The organism is Caulobacter sp. FG7 (assembly GCF_057808875.1).
The window spans coordinates 44,022-58,175 of sequence record NZ_JBMDIW010000023.1; the positions used below are offsets into that span (position 1 = coordinate 44,022).

Here is a 14,154-nt window from a genome sequence, read left to right on the forward strand (position 1 = left end):
TCAGGCGCGCTCGTAGGCGCCGGCCAGATAGGCGGCCTTGGCCTTGGAGCGGCTGAGCTTGCCCGATGAGGTCTGGGGCAGGGCGTGGGCGCCGACCAGCTTGACCTGGGTCTCGACGCCGTGGCGCGAGCGGAGCACGCCGGCTACCGTGTCGACCAGGGCCGCGCGGCTGTCGGCGTCGCCGCCGCGGGCCTGGACCAGGATGGTGACGATCTCTTCTTCCGCCGCGTCGCCGGGAACGGAGAAGGCGGCCACGTCGCCGCTGCGCAGGCCGGGGACCTCGCGCTCGGCGGTCCATTCCAGGTCCTGCGGCCAGATGTTGCGGCCGTTGAGGATGATGAGGTCCTTGGCCCGGCCGGTGATGACGATCTCGCCCTCGACCAGGAAGCCGAGGTCGCCGGTGTCGAGCCAGCCGTCGGCGTCGAGCACGCGGGCGGTCTCTTCCGGCTGTTCGAAATAGCCGCCCATCAGGCTGGGACCCTTGGCGAAGATGCGGCCGACCTGCCGCTCGGCCACCGGCTTGCCGTCGGCGTCGCGCACTTCCAGCTGGTGGTGGGGCAGGGCGGGGCCGCAGCGGGCGAAGGCCCGGGCGCGGGGCGCGTCGGCGCCGACCGTGACGGCCAGGTCGTCGCGCTCGAGGCGCTCGATGTCGAGGATCTCGACGCGCAGGCCCTTGCTCAGCGGGGCCATGGAGAGGGCCAGGGTCGCCTCGGCCATGCCGTAGCTGGCCACATAGGCCTTTTCCGAGAAGCCGACGGCGGCGAACCGTTCCGCAAAGGCCTCGACGGGCGCGGTGCGGATCATGTCGCCGCCCAGGCCGGCGCTGCGCCAGCGCGACAGGTCCAGGTGGTCGATAGAGGCGGCCTCGGCGCGGCGGGCGCACAGTTCGTAGCCGAAGGTCGGGCTGTAGGCGATCGTGCCGCCGTTGCGGCTGATCAGGTCGAGCCACAGCAGCGGCCGGCGCACGAAGGCGCCGGTGGGCAGCAGATCGACGCTCATCTGGCTGGTGAGCGGGCTGAGCAGGAAGCCGATCAGGCCCATGTCGTGATAGAGCGGCAGCCACGAGACGGCGCGGTCTTCCGGCTTCACCTGCAGGCCGTCGCGCGTGATGGCCACGGCGTTGGCCATCAGCGCCTTGTGCGTCACCAGAACGCCCGTGGGGAAGCGGGTGCTGCCCGACGAGAACTGCAGATAGCAGGGATGCTCGGGCGTGATTTCAGGCAGGGCCGCGCCGGCGTCTTCGGGTAGCTCGGCCAGCGGCCCGGCGAAGTCGAGGCCGGCGGCGTCGCCGATCTGCTTCAGCCATTCGGTCATGCCGGCCGGGCCGATCAGGATCTTCGCATGGGCCGAGGCGCACATGCGGCCGATCTGCTCGACATAGGCCTCGCGACCGCCCAGCGGCGCGGGCAGGGGCAGGGGGGCGGGAACCAGGCCCGCATACTGGCAGGCGAAGAAGGCGCGCACGAAGTCGCCATCGGTCTCGGCGATCAGGGCGACGCTGTCGCCGACCTTAGCTCCGGCGGCCAGCAGGCGCCGGGCCAGGCCTTGGGCCTGCTCGCGCAAGGTCGCGTAGGTCAGGGCCTCGACCAGCTCGCCGCGCAGCGAATGCAGGTTGATCCCGGTCTCGCCGGTCGCGGCGAAATCCAGGGCGGCGGTCAGGGTCGGGAAGTCGGCGAGACGGACGGTCCTGCCGGAAGCGGTGGGCGTATTCATTGCGGATCGCCTTTGCGCTCGTTCAGGGGTTCCGCGCAAGTCTGTTCAAGCATGACGGCGCTTTTGTCCTCGCGCTCGGCGGCGGCTTCCGCAGCGAGACGCGACCGGAGGGTGATGAACATGCCGATCGCCATGCAGGTCGAGGCCAGGACCAGGGCCGCGCCGGCGCCGGTCAGGTCGAAGACCTGCAGCAGCGGCACGAGGGCTGCGAAATAGATGGCGATGACGACGATGCGCACGCGCAGGGCCGCGCCGGCCGCGTGCATCGAGACCAGCATCGGCTCGATCGGCAGGGCCATGATGCTGATCGCGGCGGCGGCCACCTGCCAGCTCATGATGCCGGCGGCCGAAGCGTACTCCGCGCCCATGACCATGGTCAGCAGCCAGGGACCGGCCAGCAGGCAGACCGCCAGCAGCACGCCGGCGACGCCGCCGCCGATCAGGGCGATCTGGCGGGCCAGGCGCAGCATGGCCGCGTCGTCCTTCTGGGCGCGCAGGCGGGCGAACTCGGGATGCAGGGCCGGCAGCATCAGGCGGGCGGGTTTGGCCATGCCGTCGGCCACCTGCCGGCCGACCCGCCACATGGCGGCGGGGGCCGGACCGACCAGGGCGCCGATGGCCAGGGTCAGGACGTGGGTGAAGCCGACCTCGATGGTGCTGCTGAAATTGGTCGCCCAGGCGAAGCGCCAGACGCCTGGCAGCCCGGCGCCGAGCGGGCCAAAGAGGCTGAAGCCGTCCAGCAGGCCGCGCTGCAAAAGGCTCCAGACGGCGATGGCGGCGACATAGAGGAACGAGGCGACGGTGCCGGCCGCCCAGGCCAGCAGGAACATCTCGATCGGCGCGTCCGTCGCCGCGGCGATCGCGCAGCCGATCAGGCGCACGATGGACGAGACCACCTGCTCGGCGGCCAGCATCCGGAATCGGTCGAACAGGCGCAGCAGGCCAACGCCCGTGGCTGATGTCATGACCCCGATCGACAGGCAGTAGAGCGCGGCCTCGGGCGCCAGTTCGTCGGGCCAGCCCATGTAGTGGCTGAACAGCAGGCTGCCGCCAACGCCGATGGCGACGCCAGCCACGGCGCCGATGCCGTCGAGCACCAGGGCAAGGCGCATCACCTGCTGGAAGGTCTTGCGGTCGCCGTCCATCAAGGGCTTGGCGCCGTACTGCACGACGGTCTGCCAGGACTGGAACTTGGCCATTTCGCCCAGCGCTTGGGCGAAGGCGTTGATCAGGGTGAGAAAGCCGAAGACCTCGATGCCGAGGCTGCGAGTGGTGACCGCGATATAGGCCAGGCCGACGATGGCGTTCAGCCCGCGTCCGCTCAGCAGCGCGCCGACATTGGCCAGCATCCTGGCCAGGGGATTGACCTTGGACGCATCTTTCGTGGGCGCGTCGCTCATCGGTCGAGGACGGCCAGGCGGTCGACGATGGCGCGGGCGGCGCGCTGCGACGAGGGGACGGAGGTGAGGTCGAAGGTCTGGGCCACGCCCGTCTTCTGCACTTCCAGGAAATCGCTGTGGCCGGTCATGGCGGCGCTGACCGCGTCGCAGATTTCGTCGGCCGTCTCGCGCACCGGGCCGTACAGCCAGTGATGGAAGCTCTCGTCGCCCTTCCATTCGGCTTGGCTGGGGTTGAGGAACAGGCAGGGCTTGGGCGTGCGCAGGAACTCGTAGACCTGGCTGGAGACGTCGCCGAGATAGAGGTGGGCCTGGCGGGTGTAGGTCATGTCGAAGGCGGCCGGGCCGCCCAGGTCGACGTGGATGCGCGGGTGGCCTTCGAAGGCGGCGACGGCGCGGCGATCGGCCTCCGAGGCGGTCTCGAACAGGCGGACGTGCGGGGCGAAGATCAGATTGAACCGCTCGTCGGCGGCGAACTGTTCGAGGATCGACAGGCCAAGGGCGCTCCACGATCCCAGCGTCTCGTGGAAGTGCGGATTGTAGACCACCGTCGGCAAGGTCTTGGCGAAGGCCGGTTTGGCGCTGGGCGGCAGGGCGTCGACGAGGTCGAACTTGGGATAGCCGACCATGGCGCAGGCCTCGGGGCGGACCCAGCCCTCGTCGATCATCCGGTCGCGCTGCTTGGGGCCGGCGGCCATCACCAGGTCGAAGACCCGCAGGCGCGGCTCGAACGGTCCGCCGCGATCGCCGGCCCCGTGCTGGGTGTAGACGAGGGCGGTGCGGCGTACGCCCAGCTTGCGCAGCAGGGCGGTGGTGCGCTCGGGCGTGACGACGGCGTCGTAGGCCGCCAGCCGGCCGGCGTTCAGGGCCAGCATCAGGGCCTTGGGCGGGGGGGCGCTCTTGGACAGCCGCCGCAGCCAGGCCGGCGGCAGCAGGCGCAGGGTGATCGGCGCGCCGCCCAGGCCGTCGAGCATGCCCTGGATGTAGTCGAGGTGTCCGGCCGAGGTGGCGGCGATCTCGACCCGGATCTCCGGCCAGGCGCGGGCCATGGCTACGGCGATCGACAGGCTGTGCCAGACCTGGTGCGGCTGGGCGATGTAGAGGAAGCACACGCGCGTTGCGCGGGCCCGTTGCTGGTCCAGGAGGCCGAGGCCGGTCATCGGTCGAGGGGCCTAGTTGGTGGGCTGGACGCGGGTGCGGACGCGGCCCTTGAAGACCACGCGATCGCCCTTGTCGCTGACGCTGTAGCTGTCGGCGCTGACATTGCCGCGCGGGCCGGCCCCGGAGACCGGCGCGCCGCCGACGACCTCGCCGGTCTTGGTGTCGATGCGGGCTTCCTGCGAGGCGAACTGGTAGCCCTGGCCGTTGTCGATCTTCACGTCCTGCGTCAGCACCAGGATGTTCTGGGCTTCCTGGTAGATCCCGTCCTTGGAGGTCACCTTGCTGGCGTCGGGCGCGCCGTAGCCGCGCACCAGGGTCGGCTCGACCAGCTTGACCTTGTTGGGATCGGCCGCGTCGCGCTCGGCGCGGCGGGCGGTGATCAGGAAGGCGCGGCCATCGCGCATGGCGCCGGTGAAGCGCGGGTTGTCCATGGCCAGCGGCGCAGCGGTCTGGGCCCTGGCGGCGTTGCGGGCGTCGAGCATGCGGAAGGTGGTCTGGCCGATCACCACGCCCGAAATGCCGACCGCCAGCACCAGCAGGCCCGCGCGCGCCCAGCGCGCCGAGCGCCGACGCCGGTTGCGGCGGGGCTTCTTGGCGGGAGCGGCGGAGAGGAGGGCGGTGGTCATGCGGGCGGACGATCCAGAACGGACGCCATGGATAGTCTTCAACGCGCCCGACGCCAAAGCGGTTTTTCTGAAGGCGAGGGCGCGCTGTTACCGCGACCGCCCGCGTGCGGTGACCGGCCAGATGGCCGCCAGCGTGTCGCCCTCGACTACGTGATAGGCGTCGTAGAGGTTCACGGTCGGGTCGCAGTGCGGCGCGGCCAGGGTGACACGCGCGCCCAGGGGCGGGGGCGAGCCAGACGAGGGGACCAGCGCCCCGTGCTCGTCGCCCATGAAGAAGTAGCGAGAGCCCTCCGGCGCGCCGGCCACGACCTGGGGCGGGTCGGCGTCGGTGGACATCGCCTTGAAGCCGGCGTCGACCGTGACCATGCCGGGGCTGTTGGCGCTGACCACGCGCGCGTCGATGAACAGCGAGCGCCGGTAGGGGCTGGCGTCGGCGCCTTCGCCCGCCAGATCGCAGGCCAGGTACTGGTCGTCCATGAAGACGTAGGAGCCGACCTGGAGTTCGGTGAAGAGGCCGAGTTCGGCGTCGATACGGTGCGAGCCGGTGCCCGAGCCGCTGACGATCGGGGGCGCGCCGCCGGCGGCGGCCAGGGCGTCGATCACCTCGCGGATATAGGCCCCGCGGTCCTCCAGGGCCGTCTTGCGCACGTCGAAGGCCTCGATGTGCTGCTGGACGCCGCAATAGCATTGCAGTCCGGCGTAGCTGAGCCCGGCCTGAGCTCTGATCGCCTCGAACAGGGCGACGGCGGCCTGCGGCGAGGCGACGCCCGTGCGGTGAATGCCGGGATCCAGGTCGATCAGCACCTCCAGCGGCTTGCCGCTCGCGCCGGCCGCCGCGCCGAGGGCCGCGACGTTGTCTGGATGATCGACGACGACCTTGAGGCCCTCGGTCGCCAGGTTCAGCACGGCCAGCCGCGCGATCGCCGGGACGGAAACCACGGGCGAGGTGAGCAGCAGGCCGCTTGAGATCCCTTCGGCGGCCAGGGCCTCGGCCTCGCCGATCTTGGCGCAACACAGGCCCACGGCGCCGGCTTCCAACTGCAGGCGGGCGATGTCGGCGCTCTTGTGGGTCTTGGCGTGCGGGCGAAGCTTCAGGCCCTTGCTGGCAGCGAAGGCGGCCATGGTCGCGATGTTGGCGTTCAGGGCGGTCCGGTCGATGACCAGGACGGGGGTGTTCAGCTGCTCGCGCGAGCCTTGTTGGCCCACGAGGCCGGCGTGCAGGGCGATGTCGGTCATGGGTCAGATCCCCAGCAGCTGGGTCAGGTGGGTATTGGCGAACTTTCCGGTCGGGTCCCACGCTTTTCGCACCCGCAGGAAGTCGCCAGCGCGGGGATAGAGGCGATGGACGTCGGCGGGGGCGAGGGTATGGCGCTTGGCCCAGTGCGGTCGACCGCCGCCGGCGGCGAGCACGGGCTCGACCTCCGCGAAGGCCTCTCGCCAGGGCATCTTGGCGTACTGGTGGAACGAGATCGAGGCGCCCGCGCCGATGTTGAACGGGCTCATCCAGATGTCGTCGCCGGCCACCAGGCGGAACTCGAACGGGAAGGTGATCGGCAGGCGGCGCTTGCGGATGTGCGCCATGGCCGCCTTCAGGGTGGGCAGGCCGGCGGCGCGCGGCATCTCGTATTCCATCTCCTCGAAGCGGACGTTCCGCTCGGAGGGGAAGATCTCGAAGGCCGGGCCGGCGCGGCGGGCGGGCTTGCCGGCGACCTTCATCATCAGCTTCTGCAGCGGCGCGGTCAGGACGGGCAGGGCGGCGCACAGGTCGCAGATCGTGCGGAAGGTGTCCTCGTCGCCTTCGCCGCTCTTGCCCAGGGTCTCGTCGGCGGCCTCGGGCGCGACGGGGTGCAGGGTCTTGAAGATGACGTCGTCGCTGTAGGGAAAGACCCAGAACTCCATGTGCCGGGTGGCGGCGGCCAGGTCGTCGAAGCGTTCGATCGCCTGGGCCAGCGGCATGCGGCTGACGCGTTCTTCCAGGTGGTAGGCCGGAACGACGTTGATGCGGATGGCGACGGCCACGCCCAGCAGGCCAAGAGAGACGCGCTGGGCCTGGTAGAGCTCGGGCTCCAGGCCGGGGCCGCATTCGACCAGGCGACCGTCAGCGGTCATCAGGCGAAAGCCGCAGGCCTGGGTCGACAGGCTGCCAAGCTCAGCCCCGGTGCCGTGGGTGCCGGTGGCCGTGGCCCCGGCCAGCGACTGCGGATTGATGTCGCCCTGATTGATGAGCGACAGGCCTTGCGCCCACAGTGCGGCGGTCAGGCGCTTGAGGCTCCAGCCGGCGGGGGCCCAGACCGTCTTGCGGTCGGGCGCGATCTCGACGGCGCCTTCCAGGTCCGACAGGTTCAGCAGCAGGCCGCCGGTCTCGCACAGCGGCATGAACGAGTGCCCCGCCCCGACGACGCGCACCTTGTCGGCGTCGCGCACCAGGCTCGACAGGTCCTCGACCGTGCGCGGCCGGGCTATCCTGCTGGGCGTCGCCACGACGCTGCCCGACCAGTTCTTCCAGCCCTCCATCGGCGTTCCCCCGCTGCGATGGACTGACGATAGTAAAAACTATCGTTATTGCAAGTCGGTGTTATGCGGGCCTTTGCGGCGAACGACCCTCTCCCTGAAGGGAGAGGTGTCGGCGAAGCCGACGGAGAGGGAAGTCGCCACGAAACTGGCCTGTTCAGCGGAAGCTGAAAACGGCCCCCCTCCGGCCCTCCGGGCCACCTCCCCCAGAGGGGGAGGATCTTAGAGCTCAGCGTCGAACGTCTCGAAATAACAGTCGAACAGCCGTCCGATCTCCTGGGCCAGGGCTTCGGCGTCCTGGCCCGGCTCCTCCACCGCCATCTCGGTGGCGGCGTAGGTCAGCTCGACCATCATCCGCGTGGCGGTGCGGATCCTAAGCGGCGAGACCGAGGGGAAGCGCGCCGCCAGCACCTCGCCGAACTGGCCGGCGACCATGTCGCGCGAGGCGAAGCGCAACTGCTGCAGCATCGGCACCGCCCGCAGGGCCCGGCCGATGGCCGCACCGCCGGGAAAGCGGCGGGTCATGTCGATGACGTCGGTCAGCAGGGCGGCGGTCTTGGCCACGCGCGCGCTGGCGGTCTCGCCCTCGAGACCGCCGGCCTCCATCCAGGCGAACACAGCCTCGTCCTGCAGCCGCATCAGCCGGTCGCCGAGTTCCTTCAGGATCGCGTACTTGTTGGGGAAGTAGCGATAGAGCGCCGGCGGGGTCAGGCCGGCGCGCTTGCAGATGGCGTTGGTGGTCAGTTGCTCGAAGCCGGACTCGATCAGCAGTTCGCCGGCGGTGGCCAGCACCACCTCGTAGGTGTCCTGGGCGCGGGCCTGGGTCGGCCGCAGCTTGGCGTCGAGCGGAATGTCGGCGGCCGGTTCGACCGTCGGCTTGGGCATCGGGGTCTCCTGAAGTCCCCTCCAGACCTAGAGCGCTTCTGGTCGAATGCCAATGTTCGCTCATTGCCAAAGCTTAACGGGACTTGGGCGTCGCGCTGCGCCAGGGTCGCCGCCATCGCTGGGGGCGGCGGTGTGTGGGGAGTTTTACGATGATCGATCGTCGCGGCCTGTTCGCCGCCGCCGGGGCGCTGTGCGCCGCGCCGGGCCTGTCCCTGGCCGCGCCGGCCAGGCTGGGCGCCGACAATCCCGTGGTCGACGCCTTCGTCGCCGAGCAGAATTTCCAGGGCGTGGTGATGATCGGGCGCAAGGGCAGGGCGTCCTATGTGCGCGCCTTCGGCATGGCCGACATCGAGGCGGGCAAGCCCGCCGTCCGCGATACGGTCTATTGCGTGGCGTCGATCTCGAAGTGGCTGACGACCATAGCGGTGCTGCGCCTGGTGGAGCAGGGCAAGCTGTCCCTTGACGCGCCGATCATCACCTGGCTGCCGGAGCAGCGGCCCGACACCGGCAAGACGGTGACCCTGACCCACCTGCTGTCCAACACCAGCGGCATTCCCAACAGATTCATGCCCGCCTTGAAGGCCGATCCGGAGCTTCTGAAGAAGAACCTGTCGGCGGCCGAGTCCGTGAAGGCCTTCGCCCAAGGCGACCCGCTGTTTCCGCCGGGGACGAAGTTCGACTACCACCCCGTCAACTGGTTCGTGGTCAGCGCCATCGTCGAGGCCGTCACCGGCAAGCCGTTCCTGGCGGTGGTGAAGGAACTGACGACCGATCCTTTGAAGATGGGCCATACCCGCGCGGGCCTCGGGATCGACGCCGAGCCGGGCGTAGCGGTCTCCTACTACGCAGGCCCGCCCCTGGCGCGGCGCGCCAATCCGCGGATGGAGGTCATGGCCGCCAGCGGCGGCTATTTCAGCACGGTCGACGATCTGCTGGTCGCGGCGCATATCGTCTTCGACACGCCGTTCCTGTCCGAGGCCTCGCGCAAGGCGCTGACCACGATCGTCGTGCCCGAGCAGGACTATGCGCTGGGCGGGCGGGTGCGGAGCCTGACCATCGACGGCCAGGTCAAGCTGGCGGGATGGGAGACCGGGCGCACGGCCGGCTACCGTTCGGTGCTGGGCCATCGGCTGGACACCGGCGACACCGTCGTCATCCTCAACAACACCGACCTGTCGCAGAAGGCGCTGGATCTCTTCGCCGACAAGCTGCTGGGCGCGGCGCCTCGTCCCTGACCGGGCGATTTTCGCCCTGGCTGACGGCTGCTGACAAAAGTGGGCGTAGGGCGGGGTTCTCCACCGGGAGAGCAGTGCTATGACAGCTGCCTCTTAGGGGAGAATCCTGCTCATGATCCGCAGCCTGCTGACCGCCGTCGCCGCTTCCGCCCTGCTCGCGGGCGTCGCTCAAGCTCAGGACGTCAAGACCGCCGAGGCGCTGCGCGACAAGGCCCTGACCGATCGCCTGGCCTGGGACATCACCGAGGACCTGACCACCAACATCGGCCCGCGCCTCGTGGGCTCGCCGGGCATGGAGCGCGCCAAGGACTGGGGCGTGGCCAAGTTCAAGGCGCTGGGCTTCACCAACATCAAGGTCGACCAGTTCGCCAAGCCGTCGTGGACGCGTGGCGAAGAGAGCGCCGAGCTGGTCGCGCCCTATCCGATGAAGCTGTCGATCGTGGGCCTGGGCCGCACGATCCCGACGCCGGCCGAAGGCATCGAGGCCGAGGTGGCGCTGTTCTCTACCTATGCCGAGATGGTCGCCGCGCCGGCCAGCGCCATCAAGGGCAAGATCGTCGTCATCACCCAGCCGATGGTCCGCGCCCAGGACGGCGCCGGCTACGGCGTCGCGGGCATCTCGCGCCGCGCCGGTCCGGTCGAGGCGGCCAAGCGCGGGGCCGTGGGCCTGCTGATCCGCTCGATCTCGACCTCCAGCTCGACCGTGCCGCACACGGGCGTGACCACCAACGGCGCCGACGTCGTCACCATCCCGGCCGCAGCCCTGGGCGTGCCCGAGGCCGAGCAGCTGGAGCGCCTGGCCAAGAAGGGCCCGCTGCGCATCAAGCTGAAGCTGGCCTCCAGCCTCGACGCCGGCGACGTGGCCTGGAACATCTCGGCCGACATCAAGGGCTCGGAAAAGCCCGACGAGGTGATCGTCATCGGCGGCCACCTGGACAGCTGGGATGTCGGCACCGGCGCCTTCGACGACGCGGCCGGCATCGCCATCACCACGGCCGCGGCCAAGCTGATCGGCGAGCTGCCCAAGCATCCCAAGCGCACCATCCGCGTGGTGATGTGGGGTTCGGAAGAAAGCGGCGGCTCGTCCGACGCCTTCCTGGCCGCCAACAAGGCCAATCTCGAAAAGCTCGTGCTGGCCGGCGAGAGCGACACGGGCGCGGACCGCATCTACAGCCTGCAGCTGCCCAAGGGCTCGGAAGGCCATCCGGCGATGAAGGCGGCGATCCAGACGCTCAGCCCGCTGAAGATCTATTTCGACCGCAACCCGGCCGCTCACGGCGGCGCCGACATCGGCGGCGTCGAGGGCGCGGGCGTGCCGGTGGTGAACCTGAACCAGGACGCCAGCCGCTACTTCGATTACCACCACACCGCCGACGACACCCTGGACAAGGTGGACCCGATCCAACTTGCCCAGAACGTCGCCGCCTGGACGAGCTTCATCTACCTGGTGGCCGACAGCGACATCGACTTCCGCGCCTTGAGCGCGGCGGCGCCGGCTCAGACCGGGCACTGACGCCTTCGAGAACCTCGCCCTTCGACAGGCTCAGGGTGAGGTTCTCTGCTGCACGGCCCGCAATTTGGTCCTCATCCTGAGCCTGTCGAAGGACGAGGACCATGCGCTGACTTTCAAGGCGCCTCAGGAAACACTCCCCGCGCGTGCGGCGCGTCGCCGCGACCCTTGGGTGAGTCAAAACGCCGCGAAGCGCGGCCGTTCATACTTTATGTGCTCATCCACAGATTTGCGGCGCCGCATCATCGCGCCCCAAAGCCCCGCCCAGGCAGGGAAAACAGGCCGTAAACCCTGACGGCGCAAGGCCGCAAGGCGTTAACGCCCGTCCCAGAATGGTGCGCGTCTTGGTTGCCGAGCCGTAACGCGGCGGGCTCTTCGTTATCCCGGCATTAACGACCTTCGGGCCTTTCTACGCCTCCGTAGGCGCTTTGCCCGGACTCGCCCCGTCGTCGAACGACGGTCGGGATCGGAGAGGCGCTCAAGGGTTCCGTTTTTCTAGTGTCTGATGGTGGAGGACGCTTATGCCCGCGGCAGTGCGGGGGGGACCGCGCAAGCCAGCGCGCCCCCGGGCCGAAGCGCCCGCAAGTCCGAACAAGGCTCGACCGGCTCAGCAACAGCCGGCGGGGAAGCTGCATGCCGCGCGCGGCGGGGTCGGCGTCTCGCCGGGTCTGGCGCTGAGCGTCGCCGGCGGCGCGCTGGCGCTCGCCCTGGTCGTCACCCTGGCCACCGGCCACCGCGCCCAGCGCCTGGGCGAGGCGATGGTCCACGGCGTCGACGGCGAGTTCGCCAATCTCGGCTTCAAGCTGAAGACCGTCCACGTCACTGGCGCCTCGGCCACCGCCCAGGCCGACATCCTGAAGGCCAGCGGCCTCTATCAGGACCAGCCGACGCTGGGCATGGACCTGGTCGATCTGAAGTCCCGCGTCGAGGGCGTGGGTTGGGTGAAGTCGGCCAAGGTGGTTCGCCTGCTGCCCGACACCGTGATGATCGCCGTCGAGGAGCGCCCGGCCCTGGCCGTGTGGCAGCACTCGGGCCGCCTGAAGGTGATCGACGCCGAGGGCCGCATCATCCGCGAGGCCGACGCCGCGCGCTTCCCGCACCTGCCGCTGGTGGTGGGGCAGGGCGCCGACCAGGCCGCGGGCAACATCCTGCCGGCGGTCAACGCCCGGCCGCGCCTGCGCGATCGTCTGGAAGCGCTGGTGCGCGTCGACGACCGTCGCTGGGACCTGCGATTGAAAGATGGCTCGCTGATCCAGCTGCCGGCCATTGACGAAGAATCCGCGTTGATTCAATTGGATCAACTGGACCAGCGGCAACGCATCCTCGATCTCGGCTTCGCGCGCATCGACCTGCGCGATCCCGAGATGGTGGCGATCCGGCCTCGTGACACCGTGCTGCCCGGGCAGCCCGTGGCCAACGGGGCGTAAGAACAGAAACGATGGACTGAGGTGACCCTGACCATGTCGCGACTTGAGGACCGGAGACAGGCCCGTGATGGCCTGAAGGCGACGCTCGTGCGTCAGCCCGCGGTCGCGGCCGTGGACCTGGGGGCGTCGAAAGTCACGTGCTTCATCATGAAGGCGGACGGCGTCCACCGCGACAACCGCACCCTGACGACCGCCGGCGTGGGCTACGTGCAGTCGCGCGGCGTGCGCGGCGGGGCGATCGTCAATCTGGACGAGGCCGCCCAGGCCATCGCGCAAGCTGTGGAACGCGCCGAGACGGTCGCCGGCGTCAGCGTCCAGGGCGTCAGCGTCTGCACGGCCGGCGGCCAGCTGGCCAGCCACCGCGTCCAGACCCAGGTTTCGCTGGGCGCTCGTCCGATCGCGGACGGCGACCTGTCGCGCGCCATCTCTTCGGCCCTGGCCCAGGTGCGCCTGCCGGGCCGCAAGCCCGTGCACCTGCTGCCGATCGCCTGGTCGGTCGACGGCCAGAAGGGCATCCGCGACCCGCGCGCCATGTTCGGCCGCTCGCTGGGCCTGGAACTGCTGGTCGTCTCGGTCAACGAGAACATCTTCCACACCCTGGCCCACTGCGTCGAACGCGCCCACCTGTCGTTCGAAGGCATCGTCGCCGCGCCCTTCGCCTCGGCCCTGGCGGCCCTGGAAGAGGACGAGATGGACCTCGGCGCCGTCTGCATCGACATGGGCGGCGGCTCGACCTCGGTGGCGGTGTTCAACAACGGCGCCCTGTGCCACGTCGACAGCCTGGCCGTCGGTGGCGGGCACGTGACCCAGGACATCGCCCGCGGCCTGCAGACCTCGGTCGCCGGCGCCGAACGCATCAAGACCCTGCATGGCAGCGCCATCGCCTCGGCCAACGAGGACCGCGAGATGATCGAGGCCCCGCCGCGGGGCGACGATCCGGGCGCGGGTCCGGTGATCGCGCCGCGCTCCCTGCTCAAGGGCATCATCCAGCCGCGCGTCGAGGAGACGCTGGAACTGCTGCGCGAGCGCCTGAAGGCCTCGGGCGCTCCGGTGGAGCCGGGCGCGGGCATCGTCCTGACGGGCGGCGCCAGCCAGCTGGCCGGCGTGCGTGAAGTGGCCGTGCGGGTGTTCGACCGTCCGGTGCGGCTGGGACGTCCGCGCCGGGTGCCGCACCTGGCCGACGCCGCCTCGGGGCCGGCCTTCTGCGCTGCCGCCGGCGTGCTGCATCGTACGGCCTTTGGTCCGCGCGAGGTGGTGTCGCCCAAGACCCTCAGCGGCGGGCAGGTGCGCAAGCGCCCGATGGATCCCAACGCCTCGCCGGTGGCCAAGGCCGCCGCCTGGCTGCGCGACAACCTCTAAGCCGTCGTCTCGACGTGGGAATTGGTCAGCGCCTCGCCCGAAAGGGCGGGGCGTTTTCGTGCGTCCGAACCAAATCACCCGGCTCGCCCGATGGGTGAATTAACCCTGTCTCTTAACTTTCTAAGTGCCTGAATGGCCAAACAGTGTAGTTTCGCGCCCCCGAATCCGAGGGGCTGGGCGCAAAAAACAGGCCAGCGGCGTTCCGCCGCACAAGGGTTCCAGCCCAGCTTGTAAACCAAGGAGTTCCAGGCAATTCCTTTGGATAACTCGCTTTTTTCGGGTTAAGCGGGATCGACCTGCAGCCGACTCAGATTATGGCTTTAACCGCCA

11 protein-coding genes are annotated in these 14,154 nt (G+C 69.7%); 4 read left to right on the top strand and 7 right to left on the bottom strand.

The window, feature by feature from the left end:
* The 7 genes from ACODR1_RS18210 to ACODR1_RS18240 form a co-directional block, all read right to left on the bottom strand.
* Positions 1-1,713 carry a fatty acyl-AMP ligase gene (locus ACODR1_RS18210; RefSeq protein ID WP_488881715.1) on the bottom strand — a complete coding sequence of 571 codons (1,713 nt, stop codon included), beginning with the start codon at positions 1,711-1,713 and terminating at the stop codon, positions 1-3.
* Positions 1,710-3,113, bottom strand: coding sequence for a lipopolysaccharide biosynthesis protein (locus ACODR1_RS18215; RefSeq protein ID WP_488881716.1), 1,404 nt, complete (start codon positions 3,111-3,113; stop codon positions 1,710-1,712). Before ACODR1_RS18215 ends, ACODR1_RS18210 begins: the two co-directional genes overlap by 4 nt.
* Positions 3,110-4,270 (bottom strand): glycerophosphotransferase, encoded by a 1,161-nt coding sequence (locus ACODR1_RS18220; RefSeq protein ID WP_488881717.1) that lies wholly within the window; start codon positions 4,268-4,270, stop codon positions 3,110-3,112. Before ACODR1_RS18220 ends, ACODR1_RS18215 begins: the two co-directional genes overlap by 4 nt.
* A gap of 12 nt (positions 4,271-4,282) precedes the next feature.
* Positions 4,283-4,897: an LPS export ABC transporter periplasmic protein LptC gene (lptC, locus tag ACODR1_RS18225; RefSeq protein ID WP_488881718.1), complete on the bottom strand. Its 615-nt coding sequence runs from the start codon at positions 4,895-4,897 to the stop codon at positions 4,283-4,285.
* A gap of 87 nt (positions 4,898-4,984) precedes the next feature.
* Entirely contained in the window at positions 4,985-6,133 is a 1,149-nt protein-coding gene (locus ACODR1_RS18230) for a DSD1 family PLP-dependent enzyme (RefSeq protein WP_488881719.1), read from the bottom strand.
* A gap of 3 nt (positions 6,134-6,136) precedes the next feature.
* The gene (locus ACODR1_RS18235) at positions 6,137-7,411 is read right to left on the bottom strand and encodes a D-arabinono-1,4-lactone oxidase (RefSeq protein ID WP_488881720.1); all 1,275 of its coding nucleotides are present in this window, start codon (positions 7,409-7,411) and stop codon (positions 6,137-6,139) included.
* Between the two features lie 219 nt (positions 7,412-7,630).
* Positions 7,631-8,293, bottom strand: a complete 663-nt coding sequence (locus tag ACODR1_RS18240) for a TetR/AcrR family transcriptional regulator (RefSeq protein WP_488881721.1) — start codon at positions 8,291-8,293, stop codon at positions 7,631-7,633.
* A 149-nt stretch (positions 8,294-8,442) separates the two neighbouring features.
* Between ACODR1_RS18240 and ACODR1_RS18245 the strand changes: the two genes are divergently transcribed.
* The 4 genes from ACODR1_RS18245 (at position 8,443) to ftsA (ending at position 13,824) form a co-directional block, all read left to right on the top strand.
* On the top strand, positions 8,443-9,528 hold the full coding sequence (locus ACODR1_RS18245; RefSeq protein WP_488881722.1) for a serine hydrolase domain-containing protein: 1,086 nt from the start codon (positions 8,443-8,445) through the stop codon (positions 9,526-9,528).
* Positions 9,529-9,640: 112 nt separating this feature from the next.
* On the top strand, positions 9,641-11,041 hold the full coding sequence (locus ACODR1_RS18250; RefSeq protein WP_488881723.1) for a M20/M25/M40 family metallo-hydrolase: 1,401 nt from the start codon (positions 9,641-9,643) through the stop codon (positions 11,039-11,041).
* 518 nt (positions 11,042-11,559) lie between these two features.
* Positions 11,560-12,465 (top strand): cell division protein FtsQ, encoded by a 906-nt coding sequence (gene ftsQ, locus ACODR1_RS18255; RefSeq protein ID WP_488881724.1) that lies wholly within the window; start codon positions 11,560-11,562, stop codon positions 12,463-12,465.
* Between the two features lie 33 nt (positions 12,466-12,498).
* A complete protein-coding gene (gene ftsA / locus ACODR1_RS18260; protein ID WP_101719074.1) occupies positions 12,499-13,824 on the top strand; it encodes a cell division protein FtsA in 1,326 nt (441 codons plus the stop codon).
* Positions 13,825-14,154: the final 330 nt, after the last annotated feature.